The sequence below is a fragment of the Microbacterium imperiale genome (assembly GCF_017876655.1).
Lineage (GTDB): Bacteria > Actinomycetota > Actinomycetes > Actinomycetales > Microbacteriaceae > Microbacterium > Microbacterium imperiale.
The window spans coordinates 1,414,265-1,433,318 of the sequence record NZ_JAGIOK010000001.1 but is presented as its reverse complement, the minus strand read 5'-3'; the positions used below and the strand labels follow the sequence as shown (position 1 = coordinate 1,433,318).

Sequence of the window (19,054 nt, the reverse complement as noted above, 5' to 3'; positions counted from 1 at the left end):
AATCAGCCTTCCAAACGTTTGAACACGGCCCTGCTCGCGACGAGCTGAGCGACTTGCACGCCTATCGGAACGGCCCCAAGCCAGAAACTCGCCTCGGCCACCGAACCAACAATAGCGAGGACAGGAAGCCCCGCCAGCGAGGTCAACCCTACGATCCACCCGACTGGTGACGGTTTTCCTAAAGCGTATAGCCCAATCTGATACACATTCGAGATGGACGAGAAGCCGGTCGCGGCTATGACGCCGATCGCGACCGGCAAGAGGAACTCATAATCTGGCCCCAAAGTCGTGATCAACAGCCATGCCCCTAAAGGCGAGAGCGTCATCAGCGTAAGGCCATATGCAGATCCGACGAGCATCAACTTGCGGAACTGTCGACGGAACTCGAGAACGTTTTCGGCGGCGGCGCTGAGTGGTGGCAAGAACACTGCTTGCATAGAACTTGTAACGATTAGTAGTGGGTTAGTCAATCTGGACACGGTGGCGAAGCCGCCAGCCACCGCGGGCGTTGCCACGCTGGCGAGGAGCGGTGGCTCCACATTTCGCAGGTTCCCGACCATCGAGGCGAACCAGAACCCGCGAGAAGTCTGCATTACGTATGCAAGCCGTCTCGTACCCACCGCCTTTGCGCCGATGAGTGTGAGCATCAGAAGCGATAGGGCGGAGGAAGCTATCAGGACCGCGATCAGTGGTGCTGCGAGCGTAGCGCCGGCCGCGACAACCGCGCTCAGTGTCGTCAGCCGTGACAATGCGATGATCCCGAGAGAAGCTGTCTGGCGTGATGCTCCCGCATAGAGAGCCTGCATGAACTCCGAAGTGAATTCACCGACCGCAAGAATAGTGGCGGAGGCCAGCAACAATGCAGGGGCGCCAAGTATCGAGCCGATTGCTGCCATTACAGCGAGCACGATCGCCACGCTGATTAGGCGGGTAGTCGCGAGGGAGGCGCGTAAGTAGATCGGCTCGTCGGGCGCGGAGAGACGCAGCACCCGAGCGGAGGCGCCGAATCCAAGAGTCGCGCATACCAGAAGAGCGACAGAGTACCACACCGTGAAGAGTCCGAAGGTGTTCGCCCCGAGCAGGCGGGCGAGCAACACTAGGCTGGTAGCTTGCATCAGTGCGGCGACGATACGGACACCGACTCGGTAAACCAGATCCCTCACCCGAGGCTCATTTGCGAACTTCAGCGATGATGTCGGCGTGACGCAAAGTCCATTGGTCCGTGGAGTGTTGAGCTACCCATTCCGCACGCCGTGCACTCGACGACCGACTACGCACCTCGTCCATACCTGTGAGCCACGAGGTGATGTCGTCAGCTTCCTCCACCACCCCGCCGTCGACCGCCTCCACGACGTCTCCCGCGCCTGAGGACCTATGAGTGATGATCGGAAGATCCATGGCCGACGCTTCCAGAATGGTTGTCGTCGGGTAGCCCTCACCCCTTCCAGCAGAGGTGAACATCATCAGATCTGCGGCCGCATAAAGCTCTCGAGTATCGGCTACATGGCCGACGACGCGGACTCGAGGTGAGGTCCTAGCGGCCGCCTCGATCTCAGAGCGGGAAGGCCCATCGCCCGCGATGATGGTCACCCCATGCCAGTGCCGGCCGATGCGCACTGCGAGTTCCGGCAGTTTGCCGGGATGAAGTCGCGCAACCCAGAGAGCGAGAGGAACCTCCTGATCGATACCCAAGACCTCACGTGCTGCCTCCCGCTGTTGCGCGGACGCCGGTGCGAACGCCCTCGAGTCGATGGCGTTCTCGACGACCGTCACTCGCGAATGTCGTGTCACCGAGGTCACGCTGTGCGCGACTTCGCTGGATACGCAGATGATGGCCGATGCGTGCGAGGATGCGGCACGGTAAAGCGCCATTAGCGCACGGGCAGCAAGGGATCTCTGGGGGAGGGTTCCGTGCTCGGTCCAGATAACAGGCGCTATCCTCGACAACCGCCGCGTGAATACGATCTGTTCCCGTTTGTACTGCATGTGAATCACGTCGGGCGCCCACGCGGCCACCATACGTTCCACACGTCTAAGCTCCCGAGGAGCGCGAGGGAGCGCGAGGAGCATGCTCTTCCGCGACCATTTCGCGCTCAACCTCGCGTCGGCGGTCGGACCAGCGCTAGGGGGCCAGTTCGGGATCGCGCCCACGAGTTCCGTTTGAACCGTGTCGCCGAGGCGAGAATATAGTTCACATAGGTATCGTTCAGCGCCTCCCCAGACATCGGCGTGAGCAACGACTGCCACCCTCGTGGTATTTCGTCGTCGTTCGAGGTCACCGCGGACCAAGGCTCTCGCGTCCGCTCCTCGTTGGTGCCAGCTATGCTGTTCCGCAATCTGCCGGCGGCGCTGTACGTCAGCGAGCGTTCTGTTCGCGGACGCCAAGCGCATAACTGTGTCGACGAAACGAGCTGGTTCAACGACAACGACGTCGCGCTCCGAAGCGTGGACGCCGGGTATGGGAGTAGCAACAACCTGCAAGCCGGAGGCCAGGTATTCGAATGTCTTCAGTGGGCTGACGCCACGTGTGTAGTCATTCTGCAAGTAGGGTATTAGGCCGATCGAAGAGGCGGCGAGAGCATCAGATAGCTCGTCGATGCTGAGCGATCCTAAATACCTGCAACCACTGGCCAGCAGACGATCCATCTGGTTTGCCACATCGCCGCCTCCCTCAGCAAGGGGGCCCGCTAAAGAAACGTGCAAACCACGCTCGGCGAGCTGAGTCAGCAGTTCAAAGTTCACCTTATTAGGCGCCAGGTTCCCGGCGAAGATAATGCGAGCCTCACCGGCCGCTACGTCCGGTTCCGCAGGTGTACCAAACCTGGAAACATCTGCAACATTCTCCCAGAGTACGGGGTCGATAAAGCCTCTCGATTCAAGATGCTTCTTGACCACATCACTGGATGCGATTGCTCGGACGTGTCGATGACTGGCGAGACGAGCCTCGTTGCGGCGGATGACCCCGGCATCGATCCCTGGAATAGTATCGAGAAGGTCAACGCAATGGTAATAGCTGACATCTGCATACTTCTCGAGTCCGTACGTCACCGGCGAGTAGGACCAGAGAACCTTTTCTCCGGGACTGCGTAGCCATTCACGTACCGACCGTGAGAGGAGCAGTCTGTTTATAGTTGCGGTGCTGATGCCGTGGTATGGTGCGACCAAGGGTGAAATGATATGGACGTTGTCCGGTACGGGGCGACGTTCGCCGGTGCTGCCGCCCCGGCTTTTGCCGAACACGCGGTGCGCGACGCGCCTCATGTCACGAACACGCAGTTCTGGTTTTCGGAGTCCCAACGATTCGGTGAACCAAACACGAGCGCCGTCGATAGCTGCTAGCTCTCGGGTCATGTAGTGCTGATTGGTTGCTATCTGTTGATTCCAGTCGGCGGTTCCAAGGATGAGGATCGCGACGCGCGTTGCCTGCCTAGTCATGGACGTCAGTGCTCGTTTCGTATGGACGGGACAGGAACGGAGTTTCGCTCAAACCACGAGTCAATGTCCCGCTGAAAGCGATCGACGGAGAAAACGGAACAGCGCTCAGGTAGTGCCTCAGTATTGACGCTTAGGGCTGCTTGCAAAGCGGAACGAAAGTTCTCTGGCGAGACGCCCTCAAGATGCGAGCCGCCACCTACGGACTGCACCGACTCGGCCGCGCCGCCGTACGTTGCGGTGACGACGGGGGTTCCAAGCGTCATTGCTTCGACTGGCAATATCCCGAAATCCTCTATCGCTGGAAAGATGAACACCAAAGCACGCTGGATCAACGTATATAGCAGGGCATCACTCGGATTGTCGATTATCAAGGTGTTCACGTGCGCTCCCTCAGCGATAGACGCGAGACGGCCGCGATCGGGCCCCGCGCCGGCGAGGACTACGGGCAGGTCATTCGCTTCCGCCGCCGCAATCACCAGGTCGAGTCTCTTGTAAGGAACCATTCGCGACGCGCCCAGTAGGTAGGTCTCGGGAAGACGGCGTATGATGTCTTCTTCTCGCGCGGAGAGGTGCGAGCTCCAATCGCCGCCGCTCACAAGCCGTGCGGTGTCGACTGGGGGATAAATCACTTCGGCGTCTCGGTTCCACGCCCGTTCCGTTCGGTGTCGAGTGAATTCGCTGTTGACTGCGATCGCTGTCGCCTCCCGTGCCCGTCTGCGATCGATGGGGCGTAATGCTCGAGAGGCTGCGCGCGCTAGGGGCCCCGCTCCTCGTGAATCGCGCTCAGGCTCCCAGATGTAGCGGGCCGGCGTATGGGCATAAACCATCTTCGGCACGTCGGGGAATCGAGGATGACGTGCATGATGCGCAAACAGGTGGGAACTAATGAGCGCCCATTCCGGCTCGTCGATTGCGCGAAGGAGGCGCCAGGTCGGAAGCATGAACGGGAGGGCGAGCGCCTTTCGCTGCCGCAACGGTGTCCGTGAGATCCAGGATTCGATGACTTCGTTGTCATATCGGCCCGAGACGTCGCTCCAAAGCGTGAATACTGGCGCGTCGGGAAACTGCGCTGTGAACGCATCGACCACTCGCTCTGCGCCGCCTGATCGCTCTATCCACTCGTGGATGATGATGCCGGTCATGGTGTCTCCTCAGGTGCTGGCGGGCGTTGCTTGAGGGCATCGCTGGTCGTCAATCTCAGTGTGCGGTCTCACCGGGCGCGATCGCAGCCCTAGCTGTCTTTGCAACGATCACTACGTCGGTGAGGAGCGACCAGTTCTCAACGTACGACAGGTCGAGCCGCACCGACTCTTCCCACGACAGGCTGGACCGGCCGCTCACCTGCCACAGGCCCGTGATGCCGGGCTTCACGAGGAAGCGACGGTGCACGTGGGCCGCGTATCGCTCGACCTCGGACGGGAGGGGCGGGCGTGGGCCGACGAGTGACATGGAACCGCCGATGACGTTGAACAGCTGGGGCAGCTCGTCGAGGCTGTACTTCCGCATCACCCGGCCGACGGGCGTCACGCGGGGGTCGTTCTTCATCTTGAACAAAACCTCGTTGCCCGAGTCGCGTTGCTGTTTGGCAAGCTGCTCGAGCATGTCCTCGGCGTCGACGACCATCGAGCGGAACTTCAGCATCGTGAACTCGCGGCCGCGCAGGCCGATGCGCTTCTGTCGGAAGAACACCGGCCCCTGGCTCGACAAGCGCACGGTGATGGCGAGGAACACCAGAAGCGGGCTCAGCACGATGACGCCCGCGGTGCTGGCGACGATGTCGACGGTGCGCTTCAGGAACAGCTGGCCGCGACTGAACCGAGGAGTCTCGACGTGCATCAGCGGCACGCCGGCGACGGGGCGCGTCTGAATGCGCGGGCCCGCGATGTCAACGATGCTCGGAGCGAGCACGAGATGCTGGCGGCCGGCCTCGAGGCCCCACGAGATCTGCTTCACCTTGTCGGGCGGCAGCTCGTCGGTGCTCGTGACGGCGACGGTGTCGGCATCCGTCGCGGCGAGTGCCTGCGGCACGGCATCCACGCTGCCCATGATCGGGATGCTCGTTCCGTGAACGGAGCCGGCGACGCGACCCGACGGCACGCATGCGCCGACGACGCGATAGCCCGAGCCGGGCATGCGCTGCAGTTCGCGGGCGAGGTGCGTGACGGATGCCTCCGACCCGACGAGAAGCACCCGCGCCGAGTACTCGCCGGTCGAGCGCTTCGCGACGAGCCACTGGCGGCACAGCCAGCGCGAGAGCAGTAGGAGACCCACGCCGATCGGAAGGCTGAGGAGGAGGAACCCTCGCGCGACGTCGACGCGCGTGAGGAAGGCGATGATCGCGATGACGCCGAACAGCGACAGGCTCGCCCGCGCGATACGCGCGTACTCCTCGGCCCCAGCGCCGATGATTCGATGGTCTCGGGTGTCGGCGAGGCTGAGCGTCCACATCCACACGGTGATGAGGCCGGCGGAAAAGAGCCAGTAGGAGATGTCGGTGATGCGCGAGTCCTCGCGGATCGCCACCTGGGCATTGCCGAACCCGAACCAGGCGATCTGCGTTCCGTAGACGACCCACACGAGGACGAGCAGGTCGGTGACCCGCAGCAGAGTGGCATAGCGGCGGCGCCAGTCGCGCGGACCGCGGAACGCCGTGGGCGACGAGGATGTCACCGGGCGCTGGGGCGGCGCGGGGATCGGGGGGTCGGCTGGTTCGCGGGACGCGGTCGCCGGCCACGTGGTCGCAGCGGAGAAGTCGTACGGCATGACGTCCTCCCTCACTGCTGGTCTGGGGTTGGTGCGGGGAGAGAATACCTGCCAGATGTGTCCGATATGTGACGTAGGGATCGCCGAACGTCACTCTCTTCCCCCTCGCCGATGGTAGCTCTGCCACTGGTGTCAGCGATGTCCGCCATCTGGGGGACAAGACGCGAAAATACCCGGTCAGGCGGCATCCCGCGCGGGGCGGTGTTCGGGCGGCACTCGTATTTCGTACTAGGCCGTGTGGATTAAGTCGGTCTTGATCCAGATCAGCGTGGCGGCGAGGGCTATCGCGGCGCGGTAGGAGCGGGCTGTCTTGTCTGAGCGCATCGCGATGCCGCGCCATTGCTTGAGTTTGTTGAAGCAGCGCTCGACGACGTTGCGTCCCTTGTAGCGCTCCTGCTGGGCTTCCCCGAAGTCGATGGGCCGGCCAGGCTTCCTGCGGCGGTGCGCGATCTGGTCGTCGCGTTCCGGGATCGTCGCGGCGATCTTCCGCTCCCGCAGCCACGCCCTGTTCTTCTTCGACGGGTAGCCCTTGTCGGCGAGCACCCGATCCGGGCGCCGCCTCGGACGGCCGACAGCTCGAGGGACGTGGATCTGCTCGAGTGTGGCGGTCATCATCGTGGTGTCGTTGATGTTCGCGCCGGTGATCACCCAGCTCAGCGGACGTCCACGCCCGTCGCAGACGAGATGCACCTTGCTCGTCAACCCGCCACGGGAGCGGCCGATCCCGTGATCAGGCGGCTCTTCCCGCGGATTCTTGTGATTCGACACAGCCCCCTGTGTCGCGGCTGAGGGTCGCGCCGTGCTGGTGCACGCGCGCGATCGTCGAGTCGATCGACACCACCCAGTCGAGCTTGCCCGCCGCGTCCGACTGCTTCTGCACCTCGGCGAGCAGCTTCTCCCAGGTGCCGTCCTCGGCCCAGCGCGCGAACCGCTTGTAGATCGAGTTCCACTTCCCGAACCGCTCCGGCACATCCCGCCAGGGCGCCCCCGTGCGGTACTTCCAGGCCATGCCCTCGACCGCGAGACGATGATCCGTCCACGGCCGCGACCTGCCGACCGGCACCGGCATCAGCGGCTCCAGAACAGCCCACACCTCATCCGAGATCTCCTGACGCGTCACACCATCGAGACTCGCCGATCCTGAGCCTGAACCTCTTGATCAACACGCCCTAGGGGTAGCGCGTACGGAGCATCCGGCCGAGCGCTCGCGTCTTGCTACGCATTCGGGACCACCGCCTTACCTGACAGACTGAACGCCGACAGAAGGGCGGCGGATGCCAGCACACCCCCTCCTCGACGAGGCCCGGGAGGCGTGGCGGCGTCGGGAGACCGAGCCCGCTGTCGACGCGGCGCTCGCCGCGCACGCTGCCGGTGACTCCGACGCCCTCGCGCTGGCGTGCTCGATCGCGCTGCGGGGATATCGCGCCGATCTGCTCGCCCCGCATCGCGAGGCCGTCGCCGCGCTGCCGACGAGTGTGCCCCGCGAGGGCGTGCTCGCGATGCTGCAGATCGCGGACGGAAACCTCGACGGCGCCGTGACACGCATCATTGCCCTCGCAGCCGCCGATGCCGCCCCGTCCGCGCCGGGCGACCCGCCGGCCGATCCGCTCGACGACGAGGGGATGCTGCTGCCCCTTCTGCTCGCGTACCTGGCCAGTGCCTGCGCCGGGGCCGGCTGGTGGGTGCGGGCGCGTCGGTGCATCGACGCCGCGCGTGCCGTCATCGCTGCGGCATCCGAGGTCGACGGCCGCGTACCGCCCGAGTACGTGCCCTACGACCTGCTGGGCGTCGATGCGGTGGTGGAGCTGCACACGGGCGCGGGCGATGCCGCACATCGCGCGCTCGTCGAAACCCTCGCTCCTCTTCGGCTGAGCAACAACCTCTCGCCCGTCCACGCGCTCGCACTCGTGAGCCTCGGAAGCGTCGAACACGTCTCGGGCCGGCTGGGGGAAGCGGCGCTCAACCTCGTGCGGGGCGCGCGGCTTGCTCCCGCATGGCGGCGAGGCGTCCGCCTGCACGCCGAGGTCGAGCTCGCACTCGTCCGTATCCGGCAGGGTCGGTGGCGCGAGGCCGCGGAAGCGGTGCGCGGGACATCCGCCCCTGCCGGAGCGATCGAACACGACTGGCTCGAGCCGCAAGCGCTCGCGGTGCACGGACTGCTGCTCGCCCTGCGCGGCGACTTCGACGCGAGCCGGCCCGTGCTCGACCGCGTCGCGCTGCTGTGCCGCGACACCCCGACGTTCCTCGCGCAGATGGTGCTCACCCACGCGCGCATCATGTCGGCGATCTCGCTGAGCGACTGGCCGGCCCTGCGACGAGCCCTCGACGATGCCGCCGAGCCCGGGTACCGGCATCCGTACCGCCCCGACGAATGGCTGATGCTGAACCTGCTGGCCTCGTGGCACCTCGGGCGCATCTACGAGTTCCGCAGCGGCGTGCTCGCCTGGTCGGCGCAGCCCGGGGCGGACGAGAGCGCGTACCGCTGGGCGTTCGTGTCGATCCTCGCCGAGCATGAGGGGCGCTACGCCGAGGCCACCCGCGCCGTCGACCGAGCCCTCGGACTGCTCTCGCTCGACAACGACCCCCTCGGGCGCGCCTGGGTGCGGGTGGTCGCCGGCATCCACTACAGCCTGTTCGGCGCGCACGGCCGGCCCGACCCGCGGCGCGCGCTCGTCGTCTACGAAGACGCCAGCGCCGAGCTGACGGAGCTCGGCGCTGGCGGGCTCGCGCGCCGATACGACGAAGCGGTGGCCGCGGCGACGACCGAGGTGGTGCGCGGATCGCAGGGCGAAGACCCCGCAGCCCGCCTGACCGATCAGCAGCGGATCGTCGCCGACGCTGTCGGGCAGGGGTATACGAGCGGCGAGATCGCGGGCCTGCTGCACCTGTCGAAGCGCACCGTCGACTACCACGTCGCCAACATCATGCGTCGCCTCGGGGTCTCGACGCGTCGCGAGATCGCCCGGGTGCTCGGCATCCGTCCCTGACCTGGGAGGCAGAGATGGAGCGTCGAGTCATCTCTAGCTATATAGAGATAAAGTCGGCGCCATGCAAGCCCTGAAACGCGTGACTCCGGCGACCGTAGACGTGCTCGTGGCCCTCGTCGAGGCATCCGAGCCGGTGTGGGGTCTGCTCGTCGTCAGCCGCACCGGGCGGCCCGCCGGCAGCGTCTATCCGATCCTCGAGCGGCTCGAGTCGATCGAGTGGGTGAGCTCCGAGTGGGAGGTCAATGCGCGTCGCAGCGGCCCCCGGCGGCGGCTCTACCGGCTGACGCCGGACGGAGCCGCAGCAGCCCGCGCCGCGATCGATGCGCACGCCCTCCGGATGCAGCGCCGGCGGGCGAGCGCGGCGGGAACGGCTGCGCCGGACCCGGGCGACGCGTTGGGGGTGAACGCATGAACGTCGACCTCGTGCTGCGCGCCGTGAGTCGGACGATGCCGGCCGCCTCGCGCTCGCGTCACCTCGAGCAGTGGCGGGCGGATGTCGCCGGGGCCTCCGGTGTCGGGATGCGACCGGGCGATGTCGTGCGAGGAGCGATCGCCGTGGCGCTGACGGCGGACCGGGACGCTCCGGCGCTCACCGGCGAACCCCGCGGCGCCGCCCCGCGTCGCCTCAGCCGGCGAGGCATCGCACTGATCGCTGCGATCGTCGCGGTGCTCGTCTCGCAGTGGCTTACCGGTGATGCCGGCAGCTCGGGCAGCGGCATCCCGTCTGCGCTCGAGCTCGTGCTGGCGGCCGCGCACTCGGTACTCGGGGTGCTCGCGTTCATCGGCGCGCTCGTCGCCGTCGCGCTCTTCGCGGGCGCCGCGGCGCTGTCGCGCTCTGTCGCCGCACGGATCGCCTTCGTCGTCACCGCGGCCGGCGTCGCTGTGCTGACCTTCGGGTGGGGGAGCGCCATTTCGGCCGAGATCGCCGCCGCGGTGGTCGGGCTGACGCTGGCCGGTGCCGCGGTCGGGCTCGCTGCCGCCTGGCGCGCAATGCCCCTCGTCCTCGAGCGGCGCTCCGCACCGCTTCGGCGGCGACGGCCGATCGCGCTCGCAGGCCTCGCGGCCGTGGCCGCGCTGCTCGGCCTCGGCGCGGTCGACACACTGGTCTGGAACCCGCTTGCGAAGGTGCCCGGCTGGGGCCTCGACGCGATCTACGCCGCGATGATCGAGCGAGACAGGTTCGAGCCGGCGGTCGCGGTCGCTTTCGTCGCCGTGTGGGCAGGGGTGTGGCTCGCTGTCGCGATCGCCGTGACCGCCGTCGCGCTCGGGCCGCGCGGGGCCTGGCTGACGCCGCGCCGGCTCGGCATCCTCTACCTCGCGGTGATCGGGGCGGCGCTGTTCCTGCGCCTGTTCTCGGGCTTCGGCATCGGGATGTCGATCGCCGACAGCTTCGCGGCCACCGGGGGCCAGGTGTCGGCGGCGTCGCTGATCTTCGACGTCGTCGGACCGGTCAGCGTGGCCGTGGCGCTCCTGCTGTTCGGGTGGGCGCCGGCCGGGCGCGTGGCCCCGTACGCCCGCGCTGGAGCGGCTTGAGGTCCGTTCAGCCGGGTGGTGGGTCAGGCGGCTTCGGCGGCGACGCGCATGCGCGAGAGGAAGTCGACCAGCAGGGTCGCCGACCCGGCCGGCATGTCGGCGATGACCGTCTCGACGCGGTGGTGCATGTCGGTTCCCGAGCGTCGCAGGTTCTCGATGGGGCGGTCGCCGAGCGTCACGAACACCTTGCGTCGATCGGACGGATGCGGCTCGCGTCGCAGGTAGCCGGCGCGTTCGAGGCGGTCGAGCATCGCGGTCGTGCTCGCCGACGAGATGCCCAGCTCATGCGTGATGTTCGACGGCGTGAGCGCGACGTGGCGGTCCTGCGCGTCGATCAGCTGCTCGAGCGCCAGCAGGTCGTTCTCGCATACGAGCATCGAGTCGCGCAGGCGGACCCGGATGGCGCCCTCGGCCGCTTCGTACGCCGAAAGCGCGTCGAGTACGGCTGCCGCCGATGACGTTTCGTCCTGCACTGCCATGGATCCCCCTGCACTTGCGCCCTACAGGTTCAGTGTTGCGGAGCGTGAGCGCGAGAGGCACCTCTTTCCGTGGGAGCGCTCACCTGGTATGGCAGGCAAGGTGAGCCTCACCACCGGCGGGTAGAGACAATCGAAGATTTGTTCTATTCTCGGATGCCATGACCGATACGACGAGCTCGCACGACGTGACCCTCTGGCTCGTCGACGACATCCCCGCCCGCATGTTCTACGCGGGCCGGCGCTGGACGGTCAGCGACACCCCGACGAGGCTGCGCGACTCGGTGTGGTCGCTCGACGTCGCGGATGACCGCCGTCGCGGCCTGTACGGGTGGCGATTCCAGGGCACCGACCCGGAGGGCTGCTCGTTCGTCTTCGACGTCTACTGCGGCGAAGCCGGGTGGCACGTCCATCGCGCATACGCGTGAGCGCGGCCGTCAGATGTCGGTGAGCTGCTCGAGGAACTCGTCGGCCATCGCCACCTGACGGCTCAGCTTGGCGCGGCGCTCGGCGGCCTCGGCGCGGATCGTCTCGAGTCGCGCGCGCAGCTCGGCGTCGCCGGGGCGCGCGGCGAGCGCATCGACGACATCCAGCAGCTCGCGCATCTCGTCGAGGCTGTAGCCCAGCGGCTTCATCCGGCGGATGAGCAGGATGCGGCTGACGTCGCTCTCGGTGTACAGCCGGAACCCGCCGTCGGTGCGGGCGGAGGGGGTGACGAGGCCGATCTCGTCGTAGTGGCGGAGCGTGCGGAACGACAGCTCGGTGCGCTCGGTCACCTCTCCGATGCGCATCGTGCGTTCCTCGGTCACGCGGTCGCCCTCCTCGATTCGACAGCAAACCTCACGTTACGTAACATTTGCTCTCGGCGCGGTTCTCGCGCCCCTCTCATTCTCTCCGCCCGCGGACGGCATCCGCGCCCGTCTGGAGGCCCCGTGTCCGCTGTCATCCCCGGCCGTGACGCCGCCGCGCGCTACCGCATCGAGCCGACCGTGCTGCAGGCCCTGCGCAGCCCGCGCCTGCTGACCCGCGAGGTGCTGGCCGGTCTCGTCGTCGCGCTCGCGCTGATCCCCGAGGCGATCGCGTTCTCGATCATCGCGGGCGTCGACCCGCGCCTCGGTCTCTTCTCATCGTTCGTCATGGCCGTCGCCATCGCCTTCCTCGGCGGCCGGCCCGCCATGATCACGGCGGCGACCGGAGCCATCGCGCTCGTCATCGCACCCGTCGCGCGCGAGCACGGCGTCGACTACCTCATCGCCACCGTCATCCTCGGCGGTCTCATCCAGATCGTCCTGGCGGTGCTCGGCATCGCGAAGCTCATGCGATTCATACCGCGCTCGGTCATGGTCGGCTTCGTCAACGCGCTCGCCATCCTCATCTTCACGGCGCAGCTGCCGCAGCTGTTCGGCGACGGCATCCCGTGGCTCGTCTGGCCGCTCGTGGCCGTCGGCCTGCTGATCCTCGCGTTCATGCCGCGCCTGACCCGGGTGGTTCCCGCCCCGCTCGTCACGATCGTGCTGCTCACCGCGGCGGTCGTAGCCTTCGGGTGGCAGGTGCCGACCGTGGGCGACCAGGGCGAGCTGCCCGACAGCCTGCCCGCTCTCCTGTTCCCGGACGTGCCGCTGACGCTCGAGACGCTGCGGATCATCGCGCCCAACGCCCTCGCGATGGCGGTCGTCGGGCTGCTCGAGTCGCTCATGACCGCCAAGCTCGTCGACGACATCACCGACACCCACTCGCGCAAGACGCGCGAGGCGCTCGGGCAGGGCGCGGCGAACATCCTCTCGGGTGCGTTCGGCGGCATGGGCGGCTGCGCGATGATCGGCCAGACGATGATCAACGTGAAGGCGTCGGGTGCGCGCACCCGCATCTCGACCTTCCTCGCGGGGGTCTTCCTGCTCATCCTCGTGCTCGTGCTGGGCGACATCGTCGCGATCATCCCCATGGCGGCTCTCGTCGCGGTGATGGTCATGGTGTCGGTCGCCACCTTCGACTGGCACAGCGTGCGCCCCGGCACGCTGCGGCGCATGCCCAAGAGCGAGACGGCGGTCATGCTGATCACCGTGATCGCGACGGTGTGGACGCACAACCTGGCCATCGGCGTGGTGCTCGGGGTCGTCGCCGCCATGGTGATGTTCGCCCGCCGCGTCGCGCACTTCGTCACCGTGACGCGGTCGCTGCGCACCGACGACGGCGTGCCGACGGCGCACTACGCGGTCGACGGCGAGCTGTTCTTCGCCTCGAGCAACGACCTGACGACGCAGTTCGACTACGCCGCCGACCCCGAGCGCGTCGTGATCGACATGAGCCGGTCGCACGTGTGGGACGCCTCGACCGTCGCCGCGCTCGACGCCGTCGTGAACAAGTACGAGCGGCACGGCAAGACCGTGACGATCGCCGGGCTCAACGCCACGGCATCCGCCCTGCACGGACGTCTGACCGGATCGGTCGGCGGGCACTGACCCGCGACGCGTTCAGGGCGCCCGGGGGAGCGGGTGGGAAGATCGGAGCGTGACCGCGCCCAAATACCGCGAGCTGGCCGACATGCTCCTCGAGCGCATCGGCTCGTCCGCGATCGGCGCGCCCGTGCCCAGCGAGCGTCAGCTGGCCGACGAGACCGGCGTCTCGCGCATGACGGCCCGGCGCGCGATCGACGAGCTCGTGCGCCAGGGGCTGCTCACGCGCGAGGTCGGTCGCGGGACGTTCGTCTCACGGCCCGCCGTCTCGATGCCGCTGCAGCTGACGAGCTTCACCGAAGACATGCGAGCCCGCGGCCACGAGCCCTCGAGCACCGTGCTGCGGCTCGAGACCGTCGCAGCGGATGCCGCAGAGGCGGCCATCTTCGGCATGGCGCCGGGCGATCCGGTGCTCGTGCTCGTGCGGCTGCGCCTGGCCGACGGCACGCCCATGGCGATCGAGCGCACGCACCTGCGTGCCGACGCCTTTCCCGGCTTGGAGCGCTACGACTTCGCCGCCGACTCGCTGTACCGGGTGCTGCTGGAGGAGTACGACGTGCGCTTCGACGCCGGCGAGCAGGTGATCCGCGCGGGCATCGTGCACGACGACGACGCGGCGACCCTGCGCCTGGCCGCCGGCGCTCCCGTGCTCGAGCTCATCCGGACGTCCGAGTCGCAGGGCGTCGTCGTCGAGCGGACGGTGTCGACCTACTCGGCGGCGCGATTCGAGCTGTCGGCGCAGCTCGCGCCGATCACAGCTCGGGGATCCGCTCCGCGAAGCGCGCTGAGAGTTCGCGGTTGACCTCGTCGTTGCCCGGCACGTTGGCGCTGCGCCACCGCGGCGCCTCGGGCGCGAGCTCGTAGACGCGGCGCAGCACGAGCGTCCACACGGTGTTGGTCGCCAGGCTCGACACGGGCGCCGTGACGGGCGCCTCGGGCGGCCACGTCGCGTCGCCCGGCGGCACGGCCGTGTCGATGACGATGTCGGCGACATCGATGAGGCGGTGCGCCGCGCGCCGGGGAGCAGCCTCGTTCGAGCGGCGGGACGTCACCGCGATCACCGTGGCTCCGGCGGCCTGGCCGGCCTCGGCCACCTCGACCGGGAACGGGTTGGTGCCGGAGTTCGAGAACACGATGACCGTGTCGATGGCCTCGATGCCCGCGGCGCGCGCCGCCTCTGCCCCGAGGCCCACCTCGCGCTCGGCGGAGGTCGCGGCCGCCGCCCCCGTCAGGGGCAGGATCCGGGGGTGCCAGATCGGGCGCACGAAGGCGAGCCCGCCCGCCCGGAAGAACGTCTCGAGCACGGCCGCGAGCGAGTGACCCGCGCCCGTGGGGCGGACGAGTCCCCCGGCTGCGGCGGTCGCGGCGATCGCCCGTGCCGCCTCATCGATCTGCGTGGCATTGCGCTCGCCGACGCCGTCGACGAACTCTCCCAGGCTGGTCATCACAGCCATCCCTTCTTCTCGAGTCCCGCGCGGATCTGCTCGCGAACGTGCGAGACATCCACGAAGTGGGTGATGGCGACGGTCACAGGCGCGATCTCACCGACCTCTGAAAGATACGACGGCTGGCCGATGACGACATCGGGGCGCTGACCGCGCGCCGATCCGATGTCGGTGTTGTCGACGGATGCCGTGATGCCGAGCTGCTCGAATGCGCGCTGCGCCGTCGTGCGCAGGATGAGGCTCGATCCCATGCCGGCGCCGCACACCGCGAGCACGGTCAGATTCTCGGGGCGGTCGGTCACCCGCATCGCCGCGGGCGCCGACACGGGGGCCGACGCCTGCTGCGCTTCGGCCGCGGCGCTGGTCGCGGTGCCGGATGCCGGGACGGTCGCGGTCACGGACGTGCTGCCGGATGCCGCCTCGGGCGTGCGGCCGGAGCGGCGACCGAGGATCAGCAGCACGGCGACGGTCGCGGCGACGACGACGGCCGCCAGGATCCACAGCGCCGCGGTGGTGCCGAGCGGCGCGAGCAGGCCGCCGAGTCCGCGCAGGGTCCAGCCGACGACGAACCAGTCCGCGTCGGCGAGGGTCGCCAGCTCGGGCGCGGTGCCGCCCCACACGCCCCAGCCGATCCACTGACCGAACGCGAGGACGACACCGTTGAGCACGCCACCGAACACGGCGCCGCGCCAGCCCGCGACCGCGTTGCCGAAGACGCCGCCGGCGCCGCCGCCGAAGAAGAGCATGATCATCGGCGGCACCAGCACGAACCAGCCGGCGCCGGCGAACAGCACCATGAGCGCGAGGAACGTCACGGTCGAGGCGAGGAAGCCGATCATGACCGCGGTCGGTGCGCGCGTGAAGGTCACCGGCAGGTCGAGGGCGGGCTTCGCGCCCGGCAGCGCCCGCTCGGAGAGGCCCTTGAAGGCGGGGACGATCTCGGAGAGGAACATGCGCACGCCGAACAGGAGGATCGCGATCCCGGCGGCGAACCGCAGCGCCTGCAGCAGGGCCCACACCCAGGGGAGCACCGTGGCGTCGCCCATCTGCTCGGCGACGATCCCCTGATCGGCGAAGAGGATGGCGATGAGCATGATGACGCCGATGACGAAGGCCGTCGAGACGTTGATGTCTTTGAAGAACGACAGGGCGCGGGGCAGCTTGAGGTTCTCGGAGTCGTGCTTCTTCGGGTCGCCCAGCCGCAGCGCCCGGGCGCCGTACCCGGCCGCGATCGCGATCGTCGAGTCGGTGTGGGCGAGGCCCACCTCGTCGTCGCCCATGACCCGGCGCATCAACGGCGCGGTCCACAGCGGCTGGAGCACCCAGTAGCAGCCGATGAGCAGCGAGCCGACACCGGCGAGCACCCAGCGGTTCACGTCGCCGAACGCCTCGACGAGGCTCGCGGCGATCACGACGCTCATCCAGTACATGAGGTGGCCCGTCAGGTAGACGAACCGCGCCGCGCGGAAGATCCGCACCAGCACGAGGTGCACCACGAAGCCGCCCGCAATGATGAGGGGCACGACGGATCCCTGCCCGGCGGTGAAATCGGTCAGCGAGGCGTCGGATGCCGGCGGGTCGAGGCCCAGCGCGCTGGCGACGATGACCTGGAAGCTCGAGAGGCCGCCCGTGAAGATCTCGACGCCGATGTTCAGCACGACGACGCCGATCGTCGCCCGCAGGCCGCCGGCGATGACCTGTTCGACGGGCTTTCGCTGCAGCGCCAGACCCACGATCGCGATGATGCCGATGAGGACGGCGACCTGGCCGAAGAGGTTGTTGGTGATGACCTCGACGAGGTCCTCGAAGGTGGGCATGCTTCCCCTGACGTCGGAGCGGGCGCGGACGGTGATGGAGCTTGCGGGCAATGGTATAGCCCATTCGGGGCGCGCGCATCATATTGATCGACCCCGGTCCATCGGAGGCCGCTTAGGCTGGCGCGGTGGGCAGATTCTTCTACGACAACGTGACTAATTCGGTCGAGATGGACGACCGCGCTCTCGCGCACCTGCGTCTGGTCATCATGACCAAGCTGCGCCGCGGCGAGCCGCTGATGTTCGAGACGAGCTCGCCCCACGGCACGAGCCGCCGCGACTTCTGGCTGCACCCGACGATCTCGGTGCAGTTCCAGTTCGCCGGCAGCCGCCAGCCGCAGATCAACCCGCGTTGGATCGACGCCCTCATGGAATCGGCCAACAGCGCCGACGGCCTGCGGATGGTGCCCGAGCCCCAGGGCTGATCCGCCGTCCTCCCGGATGCGCTACCGTGCCCCTCGGGAATCGCATCGTGTCCTTCACCCGGTTTTGACCGGCACACGGGCACGATCGACCCCAGGGCAGCGATGGGGCGGTGCATGCAAGACACGGGGGAGGGTCGGATTCTCGACCCTGATCGGTGGGCGACGGGGGTCGCCGGGGAACGTATTCGGGCCGGTCGGCTGCGAAGCGACAGTCGGACGGTCGAGGACGGCGACGTCTTCGTCGCGCTCGGACGGGGCGCGCGCGTGCGCGATCACATCACGCAGGCGCTCGAGCGCGGCGCCGCGCTCGTGCTGACCGACGACTCCGTCACGCACGTGGACGCGCGGGTGCGCGGCATCCCGCATCTCTCGGACGTCATCGGCGCGCTCGCCGACGAGTACACCGGCAGCCCGTCGGCCGACATGAGCCTGGTCGGGGTGACGGGCACGAACGGCAAGACCTCGACGGTGCAGCTGCTCGCGCAGAGCTGGGACCGCCTGGGCATGGGTTCGGCGAGCATCGGGACGCTCGGAGCGGGCATGCATGGCGCCCTCGCCGAGACGGCGCTGACGACGCCGTCGGTGACCGACATGCACGAGCTGCTCGCCGACGTGCGGCGCGCGGGAGCCGAGGCGGTGGGAATCGAGCTGAGCTCGCACGCCCTCATCCAGGGGCGCGTCGACGGATGCCGCTTCGACATCGCCGCGTTCACCAACCTCACCCGCGACCACCTCGATTACCACGCGTCGATGGAGGCGTACGGCGAGGCCAAGCGGCGGATCCTCGCGCTGCCCGGCATCCGCGCGGCCGTCCTGAACGTCGACGACCCGTTCGTGGCCTCTCTCTCGGTGCCCGGGGGACTGCGGCGCGTCGGGGTGTCGACGCGCGGTCTCGGCTCGGCGGAGGTGAGCGCGAGCGATATCCGGCTGCGCCCCGACGGCGCCGACTTCACCCTCGACGTCGACGGTGAGCGGATCGAGGTGCGCTCACCGCTCATCGGCCGGTTCAACGTCGACAACCTCACGATGACCGCCGCCATCCTGCACGCCCAGGGCAGGGATGCCGCCGACATCGCGACCGCGGTCGGCCGTACCGACCGCGTGCCCGGGCGCATGCAGGTGGTGGGCGCCGACGCCGGCGGCCCCCTCGTCGTGGTCGACTATGCGCACACTCCCGACGCGCTGCGTCAAGCGCTCGAGGCGCTGTCGTCGCGTCGCGGCCGGCTCGTGCTCGTGTTCGGCTGCACCGGCGACCGCGATCGGGGCAAACGGCCCGAGATGGCGCGCATCGCCGAAGCCGGCGCCGATGTCGTCGTGCTCACCGACGACGACGTCCACCACGAGGACGGCGACGCCATCATCGCCGACGTGCTCTCCGGTTTCCGCGCACCCGGGGCCGTGGTCGTCGACCGCGACCGGGCGTCCGCCATCCGCGCGGCGATCGCGTCATCGCTGCCCGAAGACACCGTGCTCATCGCGGGCAAGGGCCACGAAGCGGTGCAGGTCGTGGGCGACGGCATCATCGCATCGGATGACGCCGGGATCGCGGCATCCGCTCTCCACAACGCGCTCGCGGGGGCGTGGTCGGCGAGCTGACGCCGTCGCGCGTCCCCGGTGGCGGCGACGTTCTGCCAACTCCGGCCGCAAATGGGCGCTGTTGACCGTCTTTTGACCGTCGCTTGACCGGCGGTCGGGCACCATCGATCGACAACGTCGATGGAGT

At 68.1% G+C, this 19,054-nt stretch carries 17 protein-coding genes; 8 read left to right on the top strand and 9 right to left on the bottom strand.

The window, feature by feature from the left end; genetic code table 11:
- Positions 1–2: 2 nt before the first annotated feature.
- The 5 genes from JOF37_RS06915 to JOF37_RS06895 all read right to left on the bottom strand — a co-directional run bounded on the left by JOF37_RS06915 (position 3) and on the right by JOF37_RS06895 (position 7,318).
- Positions 3–1,163, bottom strand: coding sequence for a lipopolysaccharide biosynthesis protein (locus JOF37_RS06915; protein ID WP_210006179.1), 1,161 nt, complete (start codon positions 1,161–1,163; stop codon positions 3–5).
- Positions 1,164–1,170: 7 nt separating this feature from the next.
- A complete protein-coding gene (locus tag JOF37_RS06910; protein ID WP_210006178.1) occupies positions 1,171–3,435 on the bottom strand; it encodes a glycosyltransferase in 2,265 nt (754 codons plus the stop codon).
- Positions 3,436–3,440: 5 nt separating this feature from the next.
- Positions 3,441–4,577, bottom strand: a complete 1,137-nt coding sequence (locus tag JOF37_RS06905) for a glycosyltransferase (RefSeq protein ID WP_210006177.1) — start codon at positions 4,575–4,577, stop codon at positions 3,441–3,443.
- A gap of 55 nt (positions 4,578–4,632) precedes the next feature.
- A complete protein-coding gene (locus JOF37_RS06900; RefSeq protein ID WP_210006176.1) occupies positions 4,633–6,198 on the bottom strand; it encodes a sugar transferase in 1,566 nt (521 codons plus the stop codon).
- Between the two features lie 228 nt (positions 6,199–6,426).
- Positions 6,427–7,318 (bottom strand): IS5 family transposase gene (locus tag JOF37_RS06895; protein WP_372445425.1). Its coding sequence is split into 2 segments (ribosomal slippage): positions 6,427–6,934 and positions 6,933–7,318, totalling 894 coding nucleotides; the frame shifts between segments, so codons are not numbered across the junction.
- A 154-nt stretch (positions 7,319–7,472) separates the two neighbouring features.
- Here JOF37_RS06895 and JOF37_RS06890 point away from each other — a divergent pair.
- The 3 genes from JOF37_RS06890 to JOF37_RS06880 all read left to right on the top strand — a co-directional run bounded on the left by JOF37_RS06890 (position 7,473) and on the right by JOF37_RS06880 (position 10,718).
- Entirely contained in the window at positions 7,473–9,185 is a 1,713-nt protein-coding gene (locus tag JOF37_RS06890) for a helix-turn-helix transcriptional regulator (protein ID WP_210006175.1), read from the top strand.
- 61 nt (positions 9,186–9,246) lie between these two features.
- Entirely contained in the window at positions 9,247–9,597 is a 351-nt protein-coding gene (locus JOF37_RS06885; protein ID WP_210006174.1) for a PadR family transcriptional regulator, read from the top strand.
- The gene (locus tag JOF37_RS06880; RefSeq protein ID WP_210006173.1) at positions 9,594–10,718 is read left to right on the top strand and encodes a hypothetical protein; all 1,125 of its coding nucleotides are present in this window, start codon (positions 9,594–9,596) and stop codon (positions 10,716–10,718) included. The genes JOF37_RS06885 and JOF37_RS06880 overlap by 4 nt, the downstream gene beginning before the upstream one ends.
- Positions 10,719–10,741: 23 nt before the next feature.
- Here JOF37_RS06880 and JOF37_RS06875 read toward each other — a convergent pair whose 3' ends face one another.
- Positions 10,742–11,197 (bottom strand): MarR family transcriptional regulator, encoded by a 456-nt coding sequence (locus tag JOF37_RS06875; RefSeq protein ID WP_210006172.1) that lies wholly within the window; start codon positions 11,195–11,197, stop codon positions 10,742–10,744.
- Positions 11,198–11,355: 158 nt separating this feature from the next.
- Between JOF37_RS06875 and JOF37_RS06870 the strand changes: the two genes are divergently transcribed.
- On the top strand, positions 11,356–11,622 hold the full coding sequence (locus JOF37_RS06870; protein ID WP_210006171.1) for a hypothetical protein: 267 nt from the start codon (positions 11,356–11,358) through the stop codon (positions 11,620–11,622).
- 9 nt (positions 11,623–11,631) lie between these two features.
- Here the strand turns inward: JOF37_RS06870 and JOF37_RS06865 are convergent, their stop codons facing one another.
- Positions 11,632–11,985: a MerR family transcriptional regulator gene (locus JOF37_RS06865; RefSeq protein ID WP_245338523.1), complete on the bottom strand. Its 354-nt coding sequence runs from the start codon at positions 11,983–11,985 to the stop codon at positions 11,632–11,634.
- A 141-nt stretch (positions 11,986–12,126) separates the two neighbouring features.
- Here JOF37_RS06865 and JOF37_RS06860 point away from each other — a divergent pair, with 141 nt between their 5' ends.
- A complete protein-coding gene (locus JOF37_RS06860; protein WP_210006169.1) occupies positions 12,127–13,653 on the top strand; it encodes a SulP family inorganic anion transporter in 1,527 nt (508 codons plus the stop codon).
- Positions 13,654–13,702: 49 nt separating this feature from the next.
- Positions 13,703–14,449 carry a GntR family transcriptional regulator gene (locus JOF37_RS06855; protein WP_210006168.1) on the top strand — a complete coding sequence of 249 codons (747 nt, stop codon included), beginning with the start codon at positions 13,703–13,705 and terminating at the stop codon, positions 14,447–14,449.
- Here the strand turns inward: JOF37_RS06855 and JOF37_RS06850 are convergent.
- Together JOF37_RS06850 and ulaA are read right to left on the bottom strand one after the other, a co-directional pair.
- Complete coding sequence (locus JOF37_RS06850; RefSeq protein WP_210006167.1) at positions 14,400–15,101, bottom strand: sugar isomerase domain-containing protein; 702 nt, start codon at positions 15,099–15,101, stop codon at positions 14,400–14,402. The genes JOF37_RS06855 and JOF37_RS06850 overlap by 50 nt on opposite strands.
- On the bottom strand, positions 15,092–16,909 hold the full coding sequence (ulaA, locus tag JOF37_RS06845) for a PTS ascorbate transporter subunit IIC (RefSeq protein WP_210006166.1): 1,818 nt from the start codon (positions 16,907–16,909) through the stop codon (positions 15,092–15,094). Before ulaA ends, JOF37_RS06850 begins: the two co-directional genes overlap by 10 nt.
- A 125-nt stretch (positions 16,910–17,034) precedes the next feature.
- On the opposite strand from ulaA, the gene JOF37_RS06840 reads away from it, so the two are divergent.
- Together JOF37_RS06840 and JOF37_RS06835 are read left to right on the top strand one after the other, a co-directional pair.
- The gene (locus tag JOF37_RS06840; protein WP_210006165.1) at positions 17,035–17,331 is read left to right on the top strand and encodes a DUF7882 family protein; all 297 of its coding nucleotides are present in this window, start codon (positions 17,035–17,037) and stop codon (positions 17,329–17,331) included.
- Positions 17,332–17,433: 102 nt separating this feature from the next.
- Positions 17,434–18,927, top strand: a complete 1,494-nt coding sequence (locus tag JOF37_RS06835; protein ID WP_307803443.1) for a UDP-N-acetylmuramoyl-L-alanyl-D-glutamate--2,6-diaminopimelate ligase — start codon at positions 17,434–17,436, stop codon at positions 18,925–18,927.
- Positions 18,928–19,054 lie beyond the last annotated feature (127 nt).

Excerpts from the sequence above, each read along its gene's own strand:
- JOF37_RS06910 (WP_210006178.1), bottom strand. The coding sequence starts at position 3,435 with ATGACTAGGCAGGCAACGCGCGTCGCGATCCTCATCCTTGGAACCGCC.
- JOF37_RS06905 (WP_210006177.1), bottom strand. The coding sequence starts at position 4,577 with ATGACCGGCATCATCATCCACGAGTGGATAGAGCGATCAGGCGGCGCA.
- JOF37_RS06900 (WP_210006176.1), bottom strand. The coding sequence starts at position 6,198 with ATGCCGTACGACTTCTCCGCTGCGACCACGTGGCCGGCGACCGCGTCC.
- JOF37_RS06890 (WP_210006175.1), top strand. The coding sequence starts at position 7,473 with ATGCCAGCACACCCCCTCCTCGACGAGGCCCGGGAGGCGTGGCGGCGT.
- JOF37_RS06885 (WP_210006174.1), top strand. The coding sequence starts at position 9,247 with ATGCAAGCCCTGAAACGCGTGACTCCGGCGACCGTAGACGTGCTCGTG.
- JOF37_RS06880 (WP_210006173.1), top strand. The coding sequence starts at position 9,594 with ATGAACGTCGACCTCGTGCTGCGCGCCGTGAGTCGGACGATGCCGGCC.
- JOF37_RS06875 (WP_210006172.1), bottom strand. The coding sequence starts at position 11,197 with ATGGCAGTGCAGGACGAAACGTCATCGGCGGCAGCCGTACTCGACGCG.
- JOF37_RS06870 (WP_210006171.1), top strand. The coding sequence starts at position 11,356 with ATGACCGATACGACGAGCTCGCACGACGTGACCCTCTGGCTCGTCGAC.
- JOF37_RS06865 (WP_245338523.1), bottom strand. The coding sequence starts at position 11,985 with ATGCGCATCGGAGAGGTGACCGAGCGCACCGAGCTGTCGTTCCGCACG.
- JOF37_RS06850 (WP_210006167.1), bottom strand. The coding sequence starts at position 15,101 with ATGGCTGTGATGACCAGCCTGGGAGAGTTCGTCGACGGCGTCGGCGAG.
- ulaA (WP_210006166.1), bottom strand. The coding sequence starts at position 16,909 with ATGCCCACCTTCGAGGACCTCGTCGAGGTCATCACCAACAACCTCTTC.
- JOF37_RS06835 (WP_307803443.1), top strand. The coding sequence starts at position 17,434 with ATGGGGCGGTGCATGCAAGACACGGGGGAGGGTCGGATTCTCGACCCT.